The sequence below is a fragment of the Paenibacillus sp. SC116 genome (genome assembly GCF_024733555.1).
Classification (GTDB): domain Bacteria; phylum Bacillota; class Bacilli; order Paenibacillales; family Paenibacillaceae; genus Paenibacillus_B.
The window spans coordinates 134588-154153 of sequence record NZ_JANIOF010000006.1 but is presented as its reverse complement, the minus strand read 5'-3'; the positions used below and the strand labels follow the sequence as shown (position 1 = coordinate 154153).

General features: G+C 44.0%; 17 protein-coding genes. 5 read left to right on the top strand and 12 right to left on the bottom strand.

The window, feature by feature from the left end:
* The first annotated feature begins 85 nt into the window (after window positions 1-85).
* Both NQ117_RS20790 and asd read left to right on the top strand, forming a co-directional pair.
* Window positions 86-1207: a YheC/YheD family endospore coat-associated protein gene (locus NQ117_RS20790; RefSeq protein WP_258279930.1), complete on the top strand. Its 1122-nt coding sequence runs from the start codon at window positions 86-88 to the stop codon at window positions 1205-1207.
* Window positions 1208-1361: 154 nt separating this feature from the next.
* Window positions 1362-2174, top strand: coding sequence for an archaetidylserine decarboxylase (gene asd / locus NQ117_RS20785; RefSeq protein WP_258280041.1), 813 nt, complete (start codon window positions 1362-1364; stop codon window positions 2172-2174).
* A gap of 112 nt (window positions 2175-2286) precedes the next feature.
* Here asd and NQ117_RS20780 read toward each other — a convergent pair whose 3' ends face one another.
* Entirely contained in the window at window positions 2287-2628 is a 342-nt protein-coding gene (locus NQ117_RS20780; protein ID WP_309137899.1) for a DivIVA domain-containing protein, read from the bottom strand.
* Between the two features lie 141 nt (window positions 2629-2769).
* Window positions 2770-3555 (bottom strand): helix-turn-helix domain-containing protein, encoded by a 786-nt coding sequence (locus NQ117_RS20775; protein WP_258279929.1) that lies wholly within the window; start codon window positions 3553-3555, stop codon window positions 2770-2772.
* A gap of 248 nt (window positions 3556-3803) precedes the next feature.
* Between NQ117_RS20775 and NQ117_RS20770 the strand changes: the two genes are divergently transcribed.
* Together NQ117_RS20770 and NQ117_RS20765 are read left to right on the top strand one after the other, a co-directional pair.
* Entirely contained in the window at window positions 3804-5114 is a 1311-nt protein-coding gene (locus NQ117_RS20770; RefSeq protein WP_258280039.1) for an aminotransferase class I/II-fold pyridoxal phosphate-dependent enzyme, read from the top strand.
* 7 nt (window positions 5115-5121) lie between these two features.
* Window positions 5122-5502, top strand: coding sequence for a YybH family protein (locus tag NQ117_RS20765; protein WP_258279928.1), 381 nt, complete (start codon window positions 5122-5124; stop codon window positions 5500-5502).
* 135 nt (window positions 5503-5637) lie between these two features.
* On the opposite strand, the gene NQ117_RS20760 is transcribed toward NQ117_RS20765, so the two are convergent.
* The 7 genes from NQ117_RS20760 to NQ117_RS20730 all read right to left on the bottom strand — a co-directional run bounded on the left by NQ117_RS20760 (window position 5638) and on the right by NQ117_RS20730 (window position 12154).
* Entirely contained in the window at window positions 5638-6927 is a 1290-nt protein-coding gene (locus NQ117_RS20760; RefSeq protein WP_258279927.1) for an ABC transporter permease, read from the bottom strand.
* Window positions 6917-7702 carry an ABC transporter ATP-binding protein gene (locus tag NQ117_RS20755; protein ID WP_258279926.1) on the bottom strand — a complete coding sequence of 262 codons (786 nt, stop codon included), beginning with the start codon at window positions 7700-7702 and terminating at the stop codon, window positions 6917-6919. The genes NQ117_RS20760 and NQ117_RS20755 overlap by 11 nt, the downstream gene beginning before the upstream one ends.
* A 113-nt stretch (window positions 7703-7815) precedes the next feature.
* Window positions 7816-9231, bottom strand: a complete 1416-nt coding sequence (locus NQ117_RS20750) for an ABC transporter substrate-binding protein (RefSeq protein WP_258279925.1) — start codon at window positions 9229-9231, stop codon at window positions 7816-7818.
* A gap of 378 nt (window positions 9232-9609) precedes the next feature.
* Complete coding sequence (locus NQ117_RS20745; protein WP_258279924.1) at window positions 9610-9855, bottom strand: hypothetical protein; 246 nt, start codon at window positions 9853-9855, stop codon at window positions 9610-9612.
* Window positions 9856-9904: 49 nt separating this feature from the next.
* Window positions 9905-10066 carry a hypothetical protein gene (locus tag NQ117_RS20740; protein ID WP_258279923.1) on the bottom strand — a complete coding sequence of 54 codons (162 nt, stop codon included), beginning with the start codon at window positions 10064-10066 and terminating at the stop codon, window positions 9905-9907.
* Window positions 10067-10092: 26 nt separating this feature from the next.
* Window positions 10093-10332, bottom strand: coding sequence for a hypothetical protein (locus NQ117_RS20735; protein ID WP_258279922.1), 240 nt, complete (start codon window positions 10330-10332; stop codon window positions 10093-10095).
* Between the two features lie 418 nt (window positions 10333-10750).
* Entirely contained in the window at window positions 10751-12154 is a 1404-nt protein-coding gene (locus NQ117_RS20730; protein ID WP_258279921.1) for an ABC transporter substrate-binding protein, read from the bottom strand.
* Between the two features lie 466 nt (window positions 12155-12620).
* Here NQ117_RS20730 and NQ117_RS20725 point away from each other — a divergent pair, with 466 nt between their 5' ends.
* The gene (locus NQ117_RS20725; protein ID WP_258279920.1) at window positions 12621-15764 is read left to right on the top strand and encodes a collagenase; all 3144 of its coding nucleotides are present in this window, start codon (window positions 12621-12623) and stop codon (window positions 15762-15764) included.
* A gap of 97 nt (window positions 15765-15861) precedes the next feature.
* On the opposite strand, the gene NQ117_RS20720 is transcribed toward NQ117_RS20725, so the two are convergent.
* The 3 genes from NQ117_RS20720 to NQ117_RS20710 all read right to left on the bottom strand — a co-directional run bounded on the left by NQ117_RS20720 (window position 15862) and on the right by NQ117_RS20710 (window position 19440).
* Entirely contained in the window at window positions 15862-17169 is a 1308-nt protein-coding gene (locus tag NQ117_RS20720) for a DEAD/DEAH box helicase (RefSeq protein WP_375163107.1), read from the bottom strand.
* Between the two features lie 106 nt (window positions 17170-17275).
* The gene (locus NQ117_RS20715) at window positions 17276-18757 is read right to left on the bottom strand and encodes a sensor histidine kinase (RefSeq protein ID WP_258279918.1); all 1482 of its coding nucleotides are present in this window, start codon (window positions 18755-18757) and stop codon (window positions 17276-17278) included.
* Window positions 18757-19440 (bottom strand): response regulator transcription factor, encoded by a 684-nt coding sequence (locus tag NQ117_RS20710; protein ID WP_258279917.1) that lies wholly within the window; start codon window positions 19438-19440, stop codon window positions 18757-18759. The genes NQ117_RS20715 and NQ117_RS20710 overlap by 1 nt, the downstream gene beginning before the upstream one ends.
* Between the last annotated feature and the right edge of the window lie 126 nt (window positions 19441-19566).

Sequence of the window (19566 nt, the reverse complement as noted above, 5' to 3'; positions counted from 1 at the left end):
CAAGCCCAAACAAACTTATTCTTGCATGCATACAATGGATTCGGAAAGCTTACATAAAAGATTATCCGAGTGAGGTGCATTGTCTATGTCCAACAGTTCCATGTATAAACGTATCGGTATATTGTTCAATGATCGTATGCTTCGAGGCGTAGCTGTTGGCAAGACAGGTCAAGAGAAGTTGGCATGGTATGAGGAAGCAGCCTACCGGCATGAGGTTATCCCTGTCTACTTTCGACTTGAAGACGTAGATATGCATTCTATGCAGGTGAAAGCCTATATGCGCCAAGGCAAGCGTTACGTCTCTCGAAAAATTGCGCTGCCTCGGGTTATTCATAATCGAGCCATTTATACAAATCCCCGCTACGATCGAAAGATTCAAACGATCATTGATCGTGGCTACATCTTATACAATCAAGTGAATCGCTACGGAAAAATAACCATTCATGAAATACTGCGTAAAGATCCTTACCTCTATCCGTTCCTCCCCGAGACCGAGATTGCCTCTGAAGAAACCATTCACACCCTTATGAAACGGCATCATTCTCTCATCTTGAAACCAAATAATAGCAGTGTTGGTAAAGGCATTATGAAAATGGAACGCACCTCCCGCGGCTGGCAGGCTATCTATCCTACTACTCCACGATTGGGTAAACAGCTCTGGCAGCAACAGCGCACGACAGGAGAGGTCATCCCACAAGTCATTCTTAATCGAATACGAAAAACGAAAGCCACGTATCTCGTTCAGCAAACCTTGCCCCTATCCAAGTATGCCGGAAGGCCATTCGACCTGCGTGTCTCCGTACAGAAGTGTTCAGACCGGAATTGGAATATCACCGGTGTTGTCGGCAAAGTAGCTCCTACCACAACCTTTGTAACGAATGTAGCCCAAGGAGGAGCAGTTGTTCCTTTCGAGCAGCTAGTCGGAGCGTCACTTCCTAATTTCACTGCCGAAGTTCTATTGAATCGTGTATCCAACTTCTCGCTTCACATTGCTCATGTGCTCGCCAATACCCTTCCGAACGTCGCTGATTTTGGGCTTGATATCGGCATATCACCTGATGGTTGTCCACTGTTTATCGAGTGCAACGGACGTGATCAGCGCTATAGCTTCAAAGAAGCAAAGCTGCTTCAATTATGGAAAGATACGTATGAGAACCCTATTGCATATGGAGCCAGCCTGCTCCGATCACCATCTTCTTCGTCCTAAACGATTGAGTGATTCAGAAGCTCAATATACGAATGCCAGATCCGTTATTGAAAATTAAGACGTTCTATGTCAAGATAGTCGAAAGGAAGCGACAGTTTCCATGATGACTACGGACGCCTACTGAGGCGCCCAACAATATAGGTGATAACAAATGATGATGAAGCGATTGTTGCGTCTGCTGACGGAGCTGTCATCCCGCAAGTGGGTGTCACAAGCAGCAGGGTCGTTTGCCAACTCTCGAGCTAGCCGCCGCCTTATTCCAAGGTTCGCCAAGTCGTACGGAATTAACGTGGGAGAAGCTGAGAAAGCTTTGCATGAGTATGCGACGCTAAATGATTTTTTCACAAGAAAGCTAAAGCCAGGCATGCGTCCACTCGTACAGGAGACCGACAGATTGCTAAGTCCTGTTGACGCGCTTATTACTGGAATGGGTACGATCAAGGAAGGTGTTATTCTTAATGTCAAAGGACAAGATTACACCTTGGAGGAGTTGTTGCATCAGTCTCCTCATGCACAGAAGTACAAGAATGGATTTTTCTTCGTTCTGTACTTGAGCCCTACCGATTACCATCGAATCCATGCCCCTGTAACAGGCACAACTGTCGAAAGCGAGCATGTACCAGGTAAGGTTTATCCCGTTAACGACTTTGGCCTGCGCCATATGCCAAGAGTGCTCAGTCGCAATGAACGACTGATAACGTATATTCGTCACGAGCAGGGTGAGGTATCCGTCGTCAAGGTTGGCGCATTGAATGTAAGCAGCATTCGTTATGCGGACGATGCCGTGCTTCCTACCTATGAGCGTGGACAAGACATGGCATATTTTGAATTCGGCTCTACGATCGTGTTGCTTACCGAGAACGGCACATTCACGCCTAGTTCCGAGCTAGAGCTTGGTTCACGCGTAAAGATGGGGGAATCGCTAGGTACCCTTCATGCCAAATCTACGAAACGACCGACACACTAATTAGGCAGCTTTCAAGACGAAGCACGCAAAAAAGCATCCTGTATTACGATGTAAAATCGTATACGGGATGCTTTTTTTGCTTACATAGCTAGGTTCGGAATCTGTTTATTCGTTACCCTTTTGTTCGTCCCCAACAATGAAACTCCAAATCGCGAACGCGATTCAACAAATCTTCGATTTGCGGTGACTGCTCTGAGCTTGGCGTAGAAGCACTGAGGCTCGCAGGAACTATAGGAGGTGTCGATTGATTTAATTTGCGCTTCAGTTCTTTATTTTCTTTCTCTAGGTCAGTAATTACATGTTCAAATGCTTGATAATCTTTAATAATTTGGTCTAAAAAAAGATTGACCTCATCTGCATCGTAACCGCGCATACGAGAAGAAAATTCTTTGCCGTGAACTTCGATTGCGGTTAACAAAATGCCATACTCTTTCAAATTGCTTTGATTAGACAAGTTAATCCCCTCTTTAACTATAAAGTTATGTACGCTTATTCTATCATAGAAAGAGGCTGTGTTTCATTCCTCATACCAGCAACTGCTTCCACAGCGCTTAAATATGTACGCAGTATCGTGTAAAAAGTATCACCGACTTTGCTATCTTATTTCAGAAGGGCTTCTTCCGGTATACTGCTTGAACTGCCTGCTGAAGAAGAAGATATCTCGATATCCTAAGGCGTCAGCTACCTCCGTCACATTCATGCCTGCATGATGAAGCAAATGCTCAGCCCGTTCAATACGTGAACGAATAATATAATTTTGCACAGACACACCGATCAGCTCTTTGAATTTAACAGAGAAATAACGAGGCGACAGCTGTGCCCGCTTGGCTAGATCTTCGATCCGATGAGAAAGTCCTGGATTTTGCCGGATATAGTTAGCAACCTCATGAACAGACATCGTTAACTGCTGGCTCAATTTCCGATCTTGGGGTTCTTCACGTTCGTCACGCAGCAGGTGTATCATCAGCTGCTTCAATACGAGCTGTGTTTCTACTTCAGCTCCGAAAGGCTGAGTCACATGCAATCGAACGAATCGTGCCAGCAAATGTTCAAAGTCTACCGTCTCCGTTAGCTGTCGATAAGGCTTCGGTATAGCTGTAACATCAGCATCAATATTAAAATGAATATAGGTAAGCGTTAATGGCTTCTGTGGATGATGTGTTGCACTCGTATGATCGCCAGGTCTGAATAAGAAGCAGCTCCCCTTACTTACTTCATAAGGTTGATCATTGAGCACGACTTGTCCTTCTCCACTCCAAACATAGAATAAGTCGAAGTTTTCCAGCGGCTTCTCCCGCTTTAGCCATTTCCAATTCGGCTCACAAGTAATTTTAGCAATTCCTGGCTTAAGTACATAAGAAGTCGCTGATGCGTGCAGCAATCCGTATACTCCCCTTTCCGTGCTTATACTAATACTATTTCATTTATATAAGCATAAGCTTTTTTCCTGTTCATTTCGATATATAATTACATGTTTTCACCTTATCAACTGTCCAATTTTTTCTTTTTTGAAGTACTATCCATTTCACACCCACCCTTTTCCAATACGACGATGACGATCTCTCATGCTAGTGCTATAATAAAGGCATTGTGTAACCGATTATTATGGACGCTGGAAGGATGAAGATGATGAACCCACTAGCTCAACAATTGAATGAATCCATTCGTCAAGAAAATGAACACGTGTACAGCATGTTGTCCCGCCTCGGACAGCTTATTTATTTCCCTAAAGAAGGGATTTTGAGCCAGTCTGCTGAGGCATCGGCTAAAGCCAACAAATTCAATGCTACAATCGGTATTGCTACAGAAGGCAAAGGACCCATGCATCTAAAAGTCATCCAAGATCAACTGTCCGCATTCGAACCAAAAGACATCTATCCGTATGCTCCTCCTGCTGGAAAGCCTGAGCTTCGCAGCATTTGGAAAGAAAAGATTTTGAAAGAAACACCTTCCCTAGAAGGGAAGCTTATTAGCAATCCTATCGTGACGAACGCTTTGACACATGGTTTAAGCATCGTTGCAGATTTATTTGCAGATGAAGACGACATCGTCGTTATGCCTGATAAGAACTGGGAAAACTATGAGCTGACTTTCAATATTCGTCGCGGTGCACAAATAGCTTACTATCCTTTATATAATGACAATATGCAATTCAATAGCGAAGGTCTTCGCCAGGTGCTTCAAACGCATACTAGCAAAGGAAAAGCAATCATTTTGCTTAACTTTCCGAACAATCCGACAGGATATACACCGGGAGCAGAAGAAGCACAAGCTATCGTGTCCGTTATTCGCGAAGCAGCTGAGAACGGAATGAAGCTTGTCGTCGTCTCCGACGATGCTTACTACGGCTTGTTCTTTGAAGATTCCGTGCAAGAATCTCTATTCGGGGCGTTGGCCTCTCTGCATCCAAATGTACTTGCAGTGAAGGTAGACGGCGCAACTAAAGAAGAATATGTATGGGGCTTCCGTGTCGGGTTCATCACCTATGCATCCACTTCTGAGAAGCTGCTTGCTGCCTTGGAGCAGAAGACGATGGGTATTATTCGTTCGACCATTTCGAGTGGCCCTCACCCTTCTCAAACTTTCGTGCTTAAGGCACTTCAGTCACCTGCCTATGCGGAACAGAAGCAAGAAAAGTTCAACATTCTGAAAGCTCGTGCGAATGTCGTCAAATCCTTGCTCGACAGCGGCAAATATGAGGGTGCTTGGACCTATTATCCTTTCAATTCCGGCTACTTTATGTGTTTGCGTCTAAGCAAGGTGTCCGCGGAAGAGCTACGTGTCCACTTGCTGGAGCAGTACGGTATCGGCACGATTGCTCTAGGTGAGACGGATCTTCGCGTCGCGTTCTCATGTATCGAAGAAGTTCACTTGCCTGAGCTGTTTGATACCATCTATCAAGGGGTGCTTGATCTAACATCATCGAAGGTGAGCAAGTAACGACGATATGAGCAGCTATGAACTTGCACTAACCAGCTATATAGAAGCCACGAACACCCATGATTTCAATCAAGTTCGTGCCCTGCTGCATCCTGATGCGCTCTACTGGTTCTCTAATGAATCTTGCAAGACTCATGATGAGATACAGCGCTATTTCGATCAAGCGTGGGATTTCGTACGAGATGAAGTATACGCTGCCTCTGATGTGCAATGGATTGCCGTGAGTGAGGTCCAAGCTACCTGCTTGTATACTTATCATTGGGAGGGTTATATCCATGGCCAATTTGCATCTGGAAGCGGACGAGCAACCAATGTATTTGTTCGAGACGATCATAACCAGTGGAAATTGATCCATGAACATTTAAGCGGAATGCCTAATGAATCCTAAATGTTTTTTACTGATATTTCTAGATAATCATTACTCAAATGTGTTCTGAAATAAACTTTACATCATGATAAAAGCCGGAGCACAAGCGTTCTACCGATTATCGGTAAAGAAGCTTGTACTTCCGGCTTATTTCAATTAATCCTCATCCTCTTCATCCAACTGCTTAGAACGTCCGCGAGACCAACGAGTACATCCTACAATCAAAATAGCGATCCCAACTGCTGCCAATCGATACATGATCGAAGTCGATCCCAGTATAACTGGCACAAGTAGGATTAGTGCAGATATAAAATGAAAAGCTGTACTATAAGTTAGTGCAGCATCCTTCTTTGCACTAGGAGATAACGGATATAATTGATACCACACGTCATGCTTATGGAGTTGAAACAGTGTCCGATTTTGCGCACTGATGGCTATAAGAAATAGCAGCAGCAGTACTCCGTTCCAAGGGGTATCTTTTGCAAATGTGATAAGCAGTGTTCCAATCACCGTTAAACGCATCCATATGCCCAACCATTCGCTGCGTACAATGGTCTTTGCCAACATGTAGTGATACGCATACGATGGACGGAATGCATAGCGATTGCCGAGCAGATTCAACCAAGGTCGAGCGTATCTTCGCTCATCCATAGCAGGCAAGTCTACAAAGCTGCTTAAAAATTGCATAATTCGCTGTTGATGGACACGTTCAGCCTCCATATGTGCGTCCCAGGCAAATGATAATACAGGCATACGACGGAGTGCCAGCAAATAAACAATGCCAATCACACCTGATATCACACCTGCAGCAGGTATCGGAAACCACAACCAAGCCCAGATAAATAGTATGCATACGATTTTGCGTGACCAATCAAGCCAAAACAGAGAATTTTTATCAGTCACATGCCGCTCGACCCACACTCCGTAAGCTACGACCAGCTTCAATATTAACAAAACGATAAGCATTAACAAATAAGGCTTAGGCGATACCTCCACCCGCTGGTATAAAGGCCAAATGACTGTCCATGCAGTTGCCGTAAGCAGCAGACGAGGGATAAGACTATAGCGAACACTTCGTCTTAAATACGGCTGCATTTTATGGGCAATCCGCAGGAAAAACACACGGTCTGCTTCCACGATAAATGTTCGATACGTCATATTAGCTATCGTAGGCGCTAAAATAACTAACGCCAACAAGCGAACAGGAAAATCTGCTGGTACACGCTCCAAATATGATGCATATAGGGCTGTTCCTACAACAAATAAAAAGGCGATCAAAAACCCAAATCCACTTCGTACCACATATCCTAAGTAAGGAATGATCGACAGCCAATACGACGCTACTCGATCCGCCCATAGCTTTTCTGGATATATCCACTTGCGCACTTCAGCTTGTTCGTATGAGTTTCGAGAATGATTCGCTGAACGCTCAACGCTATCTCTCATCAGGAACCTCCGACGATACGCTGTCTTCCCCGACCCAAGCATAGAACGCATCTTCTAAACGAGCTTGCTCTGACATGGCTACCCCACGAGTTTCAAGACCTGATTTCAATTGCTGTGATGTACCATCAATAAGCACCTTGCCATGATGAAGCAGGACGAAACGATCACAATATTGCTCGATTGTAGAAAGAATATGCGAGCTGACAAGCAAAGAAGCTCCTTCTTCCTTCATCCGTTTCATATATTGAAGCAGTGAGCGAATACCAAGCGGATCCAGCCCTAGAAACGGCTCATCAATAACGTAGAGTGGAGGACGTGCGATAAACGCACACATTAGCATCGTCTTCTGCTTCATCCCCTTAGATAAATGCTGCGCGGCCTTATGTAAATGAGCTTCCATCTGAAACAGCTTCGCAAGCTCATCAACTCGCTCTTCAAATTGTTGTTCGGTTACGCCATAAGCGGTAGCAGACCAGACTAAATGCTCATATACGGTTAACGCGTCATACATGAGTGGCGATTCCGGTACATAAGCAATCGCTGCCCGATACGCCTCAGCCCCGCTGCTAAGCTGCTTTCCATTGACTAGCACTTGTCCCTGCTGTGGATCAAGCAAGCCTAATATATGCTTCATCGTCGTGCTTTTGCCTGCACCATTCAGGCCGATCAAGCCGACCATTTCACCAGGCTTCACAGCAAACGATACCTGATGCACAACTGGCCTGCCAATGCTGTATCCACCTGTTAACTGATTGACCTCTAATAAAGGATTCATCTTCCATTCACCTCTCTATGCCATTATATCGAATCCTCCACCTATAAGCGAATAAACAAAGCACGCCCTGCATGCTATTTGGTAAGCTGCTGGGCGTGCTTCTCGAACGTTCGCTATTTTTTTGTCTTCTCCTTCTCTTTGGCTCCTTTTTGCTTCGCCTCTACGAGGGTCTTTTGCAGTTCAGAGATCAGTTCCGTATAAGCTTGATCGGCTGATTTCTTGCCGTCTGCCACACTTTTAAGTGCCTCATCCAACTTCATAGTTAAAGTCTGGCTGAATTCATAAGATACATCATTTTTTTCTAACGTACTGTAAAGGGAATAATTATTTTTCGCAGGACGCAGCATTGTGAAGGCCTCCATGCTCTTGCCTTCTTTTTCTTTCTGGTAGTTTTTCCGCGCCGTTAATTTCCGAGTAGATCGACCATTTATTTTAGCCATTTCCGGACCTGTCGTAAATTCAATAAATTCCCATGCCGCCCGCTTATCTGTCGCATGATTCGTAATCGCAAATATCTCACCTAAGCCCACACTCGAAGATTCATCAGGGTTAGCTGGATCAACAGGAACCGTAACCATATTCCACTCAAATGGTTTACTTGGCTTGCCGTCTGGACCTTCACGACGGGATGCATACTTCATTTCTTCGAACATCCATGTATGACCGAGAACCATAGCTGCCTTTCCAGCAGAAAAACCAGTTCCATAAGATCCACCTTGATTATTCATGTCTATCATATTTATTTTATTGTCTTTCATTAATTCAGCATAACTAACAAACAACTCTTTCCAAGCTGCACTGTCCATAACGACTTTCTCAGCTTTCTGGTCAATGACTTGAAGGTTGGACATTTCACCAAGCGATAACATATGGTCACCTACAGACCGATACTCCGTATGGATTCCATAAATACGTTCCTTTTCATCGGACCCACCTGGGAATCGCTGCGCAAGGTCGAGTACTCGTTGAGGCGACATTTTATGTGTAGGAACCTCTACACCTTGCTTCTTAAATAAGTCCACGTTATAAAATAGAGCCATAGAATTTATCCCGCTAGGCAGCCCATATATCGCATTGCCTCCTTTTTCACGAAGCAAATCAACAATACCAGGATAAAAATCATCCATTGGATACTTCTCATCTTGAATAATCGTATCCAGCTTGTACAGAACCCCTGCTTTGGCCAACTGCTCGTATTCCATTTGATGTGTCAAAACGACGTCTATTTTTTTATTTTTAATAAATTCAGCAAGCTTCTTGTCGGCATCTCCCTCTTGTGGTTTGAAAGATTGATAAAACTCATCAGACTCGACGACTTGAAATTCAATCTCGGGATATTTCACATTAAACGTATTTCCCAGCTCACTCATGAATGAATCTGCACTCCAGTGCATAACCGTAATTTTCCCCGCTCCATTTTCAGGAAGGTCAGGAAGTTCGCTCTTACTTCCCCCAGTACACGCGGCTAACAACGAAACGACAAGACTTAACACAACTACTAGCTTTACTTGACGAGTCCAACTCGACATATTCATTCCCCTCTCTATTAAGGCAAATACTATAGTTATACTGCGTCTTTTGAGTCGATGAAGGTGAGGGTCTTGATGTTACGAATGACACAGCCGTACTATCAAAAGAAAAATATATTTGATAAAGGATGATATTGAAATGTGTATCTAAGGTGGATTATTCAGATGGGTCGCAGATAGAATGCTAGACTTGGAGGAAGATCGTTAAACAAAGCATCCGGATTGCTTTGAAAACATATATGTACCTAGCAACATGCTCAAGTTAAATTATATATCCATAATTTTCACATTACAACTAACCCTTACAAAAATGAAAAAGCCCCTTTGCATGCTTATTGATAAGCTGCGGGGGCTTTGCTAACATGATCCTTTATGAGGCTATTTTTTCTCTGCTTTCTCCTTGGCGCCTTTTTGCTTCGCCTCTTCCAAGGCCTTCTGCAGCTCTGGCAGCAGATCCGTATAAGCCTGTTCCGCTGATTTCTTACCATCTTTCACTGCCATTAACGCTATATTTAATTTCATCGTAAGTATAGAATGGAAATCCATCGATACATCATTTTTACTTAATGTTTCGTATACAGAATAGCTATTTTTAGCAGGCCGTAATACCGTGAAAACTTCCATACTTTTTCCGTTTACTTCTTTCTGATATATCGTTCGAGTTGTTAGCTTTCTAGTAGAGCGTCCATTGCTGTCCAATTCCTAGAGCCGACTTGCCACCAGCAAAGCCCGGATCATAACCTCTGCTAGAACTCTGGTCATTTATATTGATTTTCCCACTCTTTACAAGCTCAGCATAGTCAATGAATAACGTTTTCCACGCATCGCTATCCATAACCACTTTTTCTGCTTTTTGATCAATTATTTGCAGATTTGACGCATCTCCAAGATGGAGCAAATAATCTGCGATACTTCGATATCCCGTGTGAATGCCGTAGAAACAATTTCAAACTCAATATCGGGATACTTCACATTGAACGAGGATCCATAGTCTTTCATAAACTGCTCTTCGTTCCAATATAGAACTTTAATTACTCCTTCTCCACTCTCAGGCATAGGAGGAAGTTCACTCTTACTGCGTCCCGTACAAGCTGCCAGCAACGTGACAACAATACTCCATACAACAGCCATTTTTGTGCTAACGGACCGTTAGAAAGATCACCCGAGATCGGACGAGTTCCGATAGAGTGATGCTGAAGGACGGGCAATCTTCTTCTGATGTATTTTCGTATATAACTGTTCATCAACAGACGTAGTTTTCATGCTATTTCCTAATCGTCTTATCTCTATAAACAAAACGAATGCTGCACTTTGTGACAGCATTCGTTGTTATTAGAAATGGGAGATCCATCTTTCGGTTTTATCAACCCTTAATATTCTCAATAAATTACATACAGATCGATTGTTTGGTCATAAATTTGTATATTCTTAATTTTATTCACCTCTTCGACGCACAAAAATAGCACGTCCTCCCACTCTAATAGAAGAGCTGTTGAACGCGCCTTAATAGCTACTACTTTTATTTTTCCGCTTTTTTGTCTTCTCTCTTGTTCTTATCTATATCTAGCTGTTTCTGAAGCTCCGGCAATAATTGTTCATAGGCTTGCTCAGGCGATTTTTTCCCATCAGCAACAGCCATAATAGATTCATCTAGTTTATTATGAAACGCTGAGAAAAACTCATCGGATACTTTATTTTTACTAAGCGTCTTATATAGAGCACGAGCGTTTGAGCCTGGCTTCAATAAAGTGAATGCCTCAGGACTTTTTCCCGCTATCTCCTGTTGGTATTTCGTTCGCGTAGTCAATTTACTAGAGGCGCGCCCATTTATCCTAGCCATCTCAGGACCAGCACTGAACTTCACAAACTCCCAAGCAGCATTCTTGTTAAGGGAATCTTTCGGAATGGCAAAAATACTGCCCAACTGGACCATAGGAGATTCATCCGGATTAGCTGGATCAACTGGCACCGTTACCATCCCCCACTCAAACCCTTTCTTCTTTTCTCCATCTTGGCTATAACGATGAGCATTCTCAATTTGAGCGATCATATATGAATTCCCGATGGTCATTGCTACATTTCCTTGTGCAAAACCCTGGCCAGGTCTCATATCATCATTCGATTTTATTAGATTCGTCTTTTTCTCCTTTACTAGCTCTGCATAGCTGACAAAAATAGATTTCCACGCTTCGCTATCCATAACGATTTTGTCTGCCGTGGGATCAACAATTTGTAAATTCGACATCTCTGCTAGCAGAAGCAGCATTTGTGAAGGAGACATATATTCACTGTGAAAACCATATGTACGATCTTTATCACTATTGGATTTACTAGGGAATTGCTCTGCAAGCTCCAACATTTCCTGTACAGACATTTTGTGACGTGGAGGATCTACCCCATATTCCTTGAACAATTCTGCATTATAGAACAAGGCAGAAGATTGAAATTGAGCAGCTACTCCATACAGCGTATTTCCGCCCTTTTCACGCAGCAGATCGATCACGCCAGGGTGAAAATCGTCAATGGGATACTTTTCATCTTTAATAAGCGACTCGATGGGATACAGGATACCAACGCTAGCTAAATGTTCATAATCGGATTGGGCTAACATCACAACATCGAGCTGTTTATTTTTAATAAATTCAATAAAATTTTGATAGTAATCTCCATCCTTACCTAATGATTTAAAGAGTTCTCTTGTCGGTAAAATTTCAAATTCAATCTCAGGATATTTAACATGAAAGGCATTTCCGTACTCACTCATAAATTGTTCTTCATTACCGAATAAGATTCGAATTGTCCCAGAACCATCCTTAGGCAAAGGAGGCAGCTCACTCTTGTCCTCACCTGTGCATCCAGCCAATAATGTTATAGCTAAACAAAATACAACAACGATTTTCCAATGACGAGCATACAAAAACAAATGGATTCTCCTCTCTTTTCATACATCTAAAAAATAGTAGATTGAGTTTTGAGGGTTTACACTTGCTGTCGGATAAATATAAAAGCCAGCTAATTATTTACATGGTTCAGCATCTTTCTATGAGTATATAGATATTTTTCCATATTTCAACACTAACTGCATATAACTACCGTGTACACCATGCTCAACCATCTATTGAAATGTGAGTAGTCTCAGTCTTCTAACCTTCATTAGCTAAATAACAAGCTTCGACACGGAATGGAGCGGAACAATGGGACTTGGGAGGCCGTTTCGCTGCCCAAATTTCAGGACTCCAGCATGTTTACCATACTAAAGACCTGCTCATATACGTCAAAACAGTCATATAGTTGCATGTCATCCAGCCCTTATGATTCCGATATATTAATTAATGTTCATATAATCAAATGAATATTAACCTAATACTCACAAAGGGGAAATTGGCATCATGAGAACAAAAAGTTGGTCAACATGTACGGCAATGTTTATTGCAGCGGTTGTTGCGATAAGTGGTCCGGTGGCAGTAGCCGCAGAAAGTGCGACAAGCAGCAGTAAGACAGGCAATCTCTCGGCAGGCAACAAAGTAGACGTTGGTATATCACCAAGGGTGGCAAGTCATGATCTTATGAAAGCGTTATCAGAAAATGATGTGCGAGCAGAGGTACTTGCAGACCCGATTGGCAGCGTAGATCAGCAGCAGCCTCCTTCTCAGCAAAAGAGCAGATCCATTCAGCGCAACAAGCAGTCGACCTATAGTATGGCGCAATTAAACGCGATGCCATACGATCAGTTAACGGATCTACTAATGAGCATCGAATGGACGCAAATGCCTGAGCTATTTAAATATAATGACGATGTACAGCGTTTCTATGAGGATGAAGCGCGCTTCCAGGCAATCGTCGATCAGCTTGCAGCAAGTGGGACCTCTTTTACAACTGAAGATGAAAAAGGTATTAACACTTTAGTAGAGGTACTCCGTTCAGGCTATTATTTAGCTTTCTATAATGAAGGGTTGTCTAAACTTAATACAGCAGCATATCGTGAAAAAGTGATGCCTGCTATTACGGCTATTACTCAAAATCCAGCGTTTACGTGGGGAACGGAAGTTCAAAACAAAGTCATTGGCTCGACAGGTAAAATGATTTCTAATTCCACCGTTGATGTGGATACGATTAACCGTTTGACGGAAGTTGTGAAACAGTTTGTCGACCGTGTAGATGTTTTGGCGAACGACAATATTGCAGCAAATTCTTACTTTAGTCTTATTGATGGTGTGGGCTACAATTTGATGTGGCGTATGGATGATAAAAGTCACGAAGCTTCGTTCAAAGGGGCAATAGACGGCTACCTGGAGCAATTTTTCCGTTTGTCTCAATACGGTCCGCGTTCAGAAGACCATGTATGGCTAACGAACAATGCGATTTACTTCACCGGGGCGCTCGGTCGATATTATAGCGATCCGACGCAGGCGAATCGTATCCTTACAGATGTCATGAAGAAAGAGTCCGCACTTAGTGAACTATATTTTGAAGCGGCAGCTCAGATTGAACAACATTATGCACAAGTGGATGCTAACGGCAAACAAGTAAATATCGACGCGCTGAAGCAAGCGGGAAAAGATAAATATTTACCGAAAAAGACTGTTTTTGATGAGGGCAAAGTTGTGTTTAAGACGGGGGGCAATCTGAGCGATGATCAGATCCAACGTTTGTACTGGGCAGCGAAGGAAGTAGAAGCTCAATTTTTCCGCGTGACAGGTAATGATAAAGCGTTGGAGCCAGGCAATGTGGACGATGTGCTTACTGTTGTCATTTACAACAATCCAGATGAATATCGGATGAACAAATATTTATATGGGTACGAGACAAACAACGGTGGTATTTACATTGAAGGCGACGGGACGTTCTTTACGTATGACCGCACAGCTGAACAAAGTATTTACAGCCTAGAAGAATTGTTTAGACATGAAGTTACGCACTATTTGCAAGGACGCTACGGTGTACCAGGCGGTTGGGGACAAGGTCAGCTTTATGATGGAGGACGTATGCCTTGGTTTGAGGAAGGCGGGGCTGAATTCTTTGCAGGAGCTACACGTCTTGAGGGCATTAAACCGCGTAAATCAGTCGTAAGCAACATTAAAAATGATAGAGGGACACACTTTACCGTATCGGACACTGTAAATGCGAAGTATGGGACGTGGAACTTCTACAACTATTCGTTTGCTCTATACGATTACTTGTATAACAACGATATGATGCAGCTCGACCGCATTCATACGGCAATTCGAAGCGGAAGCGCAGAAGCCTATAATGAGCAGCTTACTTACATTAGCAGCAATGCTCATACGAATGAAGCATATCAACGTTCCATCGCGGAACATGTTGCACAGTATGACAACATGACGGTGCCGCTTGTATCTGACGACTATATGAGTCCGCTTGCGCCGAAGACTGCCTCTTCCATTTACGATGAGATTACACGTGTGGCTCAATTGAGCAACGTCGTTACGCAAGAGAAAAAGTCTGCCTATTTCAATACATTTGAGCTTAGAGGAACGCATACGGGCGGCATATCTACTGGAAAAACAGGCGACTGGAAAGCGATGAGCGAGCTCACAGATGGCTTCCTGCGCACGTTGTCGGAACAACCATGGAACGGATACAAGACGGTAACCGCTTATTTTACAAACTATCGTGTAGATAATGAAGGAAGATTTGTTTATGATGTTGTGTTCCACGGCAAGCTCCCAGAAGGTGAAGGTACTGGTCAACAGCCGGATGACGGTGGCCAAGATGGTAATGGGAATGGTAGCGATAACGGTTCGGGTAAAGAGGATGGCAACAACGGCCAACAACCTGACGATAAGCAAGTAAATGTAGATGCTGAGCCTAACAACAAGCCAGAAGAAGCAGTCGTTGTGGATGGTTCGGGGAAAATCGTAAGCGGTAAAGTGAACGACGAGGACTACATGGACATTTACCGTTTTGAAGTAAGCAAAGAAGAAGATTGGAGCATTGAGCTGGAAGCAGCCAATCAAGATGGCTTAGCATGGATTGCTTATCATGAATCGGATATGACCAATTATGCAGGTTACCCGACACAAGTTGAAGGAAATCACTTAAATGGTTCTGTATCCGCTAAGTCGGGGACGTATTATGTATACGTGTATAAACTAGGTGCTGGCGAGCAGCCTTATCAATTAAAAGTGAAGGCAGCATCTACACCGGATGGTGAAACAGTGTTAGAACCACTGGTTGAATCTGAGCCTAATGATACGCCTGATATAGTTAGCAATCTGTTACCGATGAATCGGACGACGCTTGGGGCGCTTGAAGGTACAGATACGCAGGACATTTTCCGCGTGAACGTGGACAAGCCATCCGCACTGCGCATTGAGTTGGAGAAGCAAGCTGGCGAAGGTGTAAACTGGATGTTATTTAAAGAAGGTGACTTGGATCGCCCAGTTGCGTATCCACTTGAGCTGGAAGGTCGCGGCATGAACGCTTCGTATGAAGCGGAACCGGGTCAGTATTTGTTGTATGTGTACAAGTTTGCAGATGAAGATGTTCGTTATAAATTGCACGTTCATTAATAAAAAAAATGCTAGCGCTTAAGGCGCTAGCATTTTTTAACTATTATGGTGGGCGACCCACTTTTATCTATAGTATGTGACCCACTTTTATCCCCTGTTATTGTTGAGGGCGGCCTTTATCCCCGTTGTCTTGCTGCTTCGCTTTCAACCACTTCGGCGCACCTTTACTCTTCTTATCGCGATGACGATCATTCGGCTTGCGCTGGGAACCAGCTTGTCGAGTTTCAACTGGCTTGCGCGCTTGAGGCTTGCGCTTGACCGCTCCCTCTTCTACAAGACTTACTCTGCCATCATAGTACGACCATTCTTGAATTTGAATATTAAGCTCGCGCTCGAACTTGCGCATAATGAAAAGCTCACGTTCCGTAATCAGGTTTACAGATATCCCTTTACGGCCCATACGACCTGTACGCCCAGCACGGTGTACATAGTGCTCCGCGTTGATTGCAGGCTGCAAGCTGAATACGACATCGAGTTCAGCGATATCCAAGCCTCTAGCAGCTACATCCGTCGCGAGCAGCAGTTGGAACTCCCCTTCACGGAATCGGCGCAGTACCTGAACGCGTTCTTGCTTCGGAGCATTCCCATATAAAGTACCTACTGATAAATGAGCATATCTCAACTTCGATTCCCACTCGCCGATCATGTCTGAATCATTGACGAACACAATGGAGCTCTTCGGGTTGTAGTGGCGCACAAGACGTCTAAGCATGTCTATTCTGTCGCGCTCCTCTGATACGATAAAGGAGTGCGTAATGGTATCCGCAACACGCTTGTCTGGTTCAATACCGACATTTACGGGATCTTTCATCCATTTCGAGGCAAGCTTTTTCACTTCAGCAGGCAGCGTCGCAGAGAAGAATAACAGCTGACGATCACGCAGTGCACGGTTCATGATATGCTCAGTATCTCCTGCCCCGCTTTGACGCAGCACATGATCTACCTCGTCTATGATGATCGTGCGAACTTCGTGCATTTTCAGCTTCTTCATATCCAACAGCTCGCGAATACGCCCTGGCGTACCTACTGCAAGTTGTGGACGCTGTTTCAGCTTGTCCAACTGACGGTTCAAGGCAGCGCCTCCGATAAGCGGCGCCACGATAAGCCCTTCTGCGCCTGCTAACGCTTCTGCCTCGCGCACGATCTGCATCGCCAACTCTTGCGTAGGAGCGACGACGACCGCCTGCAACGCACTTTGATCCAGCTGGATACGCGCAAGAACAGGCAGTAAGTATGCCAACGTCTTACCTGTTCCTGTCTGGGATTGAGCCAGTACATCGCGTCCTTCAACAGCAGCAGGGATTGCCTCCGCCTGTACAGGAGACGGCGTTACGATACCACGCTGCTCCAATTTATCTGCATAGATCGTATCTATAGGTAATTGTTTAAATGTTAATGTCACGATTCATTTTCCTCTCTTCTGCATCCCATCGATGATTGCTCTTCCTACCATTATAACGAATGGAACACCATCCTCCAACTTTCTTCCACGATTCGAGCAACCATTTTATTTATTTAGCACCTGCTGATTGGTTCACAGAAGGGAGGATCACGCGGAATAACGTACCTTTACCAAGCTCACTTTCTACCTGCAAGCTGCCATTATGCTTATCAACAATCGACTTGGTAATGGACAGCCCCAAGCCCGCCCCACCCCATTTACGAGTGCGAGATGAATCAATTCGATAAAATCGCTCGAATACATGGGGCACATGTTCTGGCGCAATCCCAACCCCATTGTCTTTTACATCAATTTCAACACGGTCCTCTATATGGCGCAGCGTCAATAAAATAACGCCTTCCTTCGCGTTTGTATGCTGCACCGCATTATGGAACAAATTGAGAATTACTTGCTTTATCATGTCTCTGTCAAACCATACTTGCACATCTTTCTCGATATCTAAACGCACCTTGCGATCACCAGCCAGCAATAAGAGCTGATGCTCCATATCGAAGATGACACGATCGATCGGTCCTGACTGCAATTGAATAATAGGTTCGCGATCCAACTTCGCCTGACTCAGCAGATCCTCTACGAGCCTATGCAAGCGTTCTGCTTCTCCGTGCATACTTTTCAAGGCTTTGCCCAACCGTTCTGGATTGGAAGCCGCCCCTCGCATCAGCACCTCCAGAAAGCCACGAATCGAAGTCAAGGGCGTACGAAGCTCATGAGAAGCATCCGCAACGAAACGGCGCATCTGTTCCTTCGCTTCCTGTTCAGACTTAAATGATTGTTCCAACCGCTCAAGCATGCCATTGAATGCAATCGATACACGATCGATTTCCAATTGTCCTTGATCAACAGGCAGCCGCTGCGCTAGATTGCCCGAATTGATATGCTCTACCGTTCTCTCCATATGCGACAAAGGATTCAACGTACGGCGCAGTACAGACAAGTACATGAACAAGCCAATCAGCAGTGCAAGTAAAGAAGCACCTAAAAAGGTAATAAGCTGCGGAATAAGCACATTCGTCAAGGAACCGATTGGTGAACTGACCTGTACAATGCCCGTTACTTTGTTGTCCGTCTTAATCGGCTGCAGCACAACTAAATGCTCTCCACCATGTTCGTCCTCCGTTATTTTATATTTGAAGTCGCATATTCCACTCTCAAGCACTTCCGTATAGATGGCTTCAGGCATACGCGGCGTTCCTTTTTTATAAGGGTCAACAAATAAATCTTTTACATAGCCATCTGTGTACACAAGGGCAAATTGGACATCTGGCGTACGAAGAGAGAGCAGCGCATCCACATATTCATTTTTCCCTTGCATTTGATCCGTGTATTCCCATAGTTGATACGGAATATTACGCACTTGGCTTAGCAAACTTTCCGCTTTATTTTGATACAGGAACTGCTTCATAAAAGTATACTGCACAATACCGATCAGCAGCAGCAGTCCAGATAACACAAACAGCGACCGCGACAGTAATTGAAAACGCAACGAGTTCGGTTCAAAAAATCGACGCATACGATCTTGTTTCTGCTTCATCACTGAATCTCCACCCAATACCCGGCACCTCGCCGAGTTCGAATTATTTGATGCTCTCGATCGTTCAACTTGTCACGCAGGGAGCGAATATACACCTCCACGATATTGTCATCTCCACCGAAATCATAACCCCATACATGATCCAAGATCATGGATTTGCTCAATACAAGACTATGATTCGTCACTACATATTTCAGCAGCGCATACTCCGTTGGAGACAAATCCAGCACCTGCTTGTTATAACTAATCTCCAGCTTTCTATCATCAATTCGGAACGGTCCGATAGCAACTTCACTTAACAAATGTGGGTAATGATTACGAATTCGAGCATGAATGCGTGCAAGCAGCTCTTCAAAGCTAAACGGCTTGATCATGTAATCATCGGCACCTAACGTAAGCCCTTTGACACGATCCCCGACTTCATCTTTCGCGGTTAACATAATGATTGCTACATTGTGCAGCTTCTTTAGCATTCTGCAAACTTCGAAACCATCCATACCCGGCATCATTACATCAAGGATGACAACATGAGGCTGATGCTCTTTGACCATCGTAACGGCACTCATACCATTTTGAGCCGTAAACACTTGAAAGCCTTCGTTCTCCAATCCCATTTCCAAAAACTCTAATATATTCGGCTCATCATCAACAAGCAATATTTTAATTCCTTTTACCAGAAGCAAACTGTTCTCCCCCTTCCCTCTATTGTACACGATCAACAACGACATAACTGAATAACTGCTGAATGCCTGCTGAGTACAAACTTAATGTTTATGTTGGATATGACCAAGCAACGCACTGTAGTTACC

Coding starts and splice junctions, on each gene's coding strand:
- NQ117_RS20790 (WP_258279930.1), top strand. CDS start 86: ATGTCCAACAGTTCCATGTATAAACGTATCGGTATATTGTTCAATGAT.
- asd (WP_258280041.1), top strand. CDS start 1,362: ATGATGAAGCGATTGTTGCGTCTGCTGACGGAGCTGTCATCCCGCAAG.
- NQ117_RS20770 (WP_258280039.1), top strand. CDS start 3,804: ATGAACCCACTAGCTCAACAATTGAATGAATCCATTCGTCAAGAAAAT.
- NQ117_RS20765 (WP_258279928.1), top strand. CDS start 5,122: ATGAGCAGCTATGAACTTGCACTAACCAGCTATATAGAAGCCACGAAC.
- NQ117_RS20760 (WP_258279927.1), bottom strand. CDS start 6,927: ATGAGAGATAGCGTTGAGCGTTCAGCGAATCATTCTCGAAACTCATAC.
- NQ117_RS20755 (WP_258279926.1), bottom strand. CDS start 7,702: ATGAATCCTTTATTAGAGGTCAATCAGTTAACAGGTGGATACAGCATT.
- NQ117_RS20750 (WP_258279925.1), bottom strand. CDS start 9,231: ATGTCGAGTTGGACTCGTCAAGTAAAGCTAGTAGTTGTGTTAAGTCTT.
- NQ117_RS20745 (WP_258279924.1), bottom strand. CDS start 9,855: ATGGAAGTTTTCACGGTATTACGGCCTGCTAAAAATAGCTATTCTGTA.
- NQ117_RS20740 (WP_258279923.1), bottom strand. CDS start 10,066: ATGGATAGCGATGCGTGGAAAACGTTATTCATTGACTATGCTGAGCTT.
- NQ117_RS20725 (WP_258279920.1), top strand. CDS start 12,621: ATGAGAACAAAAAGTTGGTCAACATGTACGGCAATGTTTATTGCAGCG.
- NQ117_RS20715 (WP_258279918.1), bottom strand. CDS start 18,757: ATGAAGCAGAAACAAGATCGTATGCGTCGATTTTTTGAACCGAACTCG.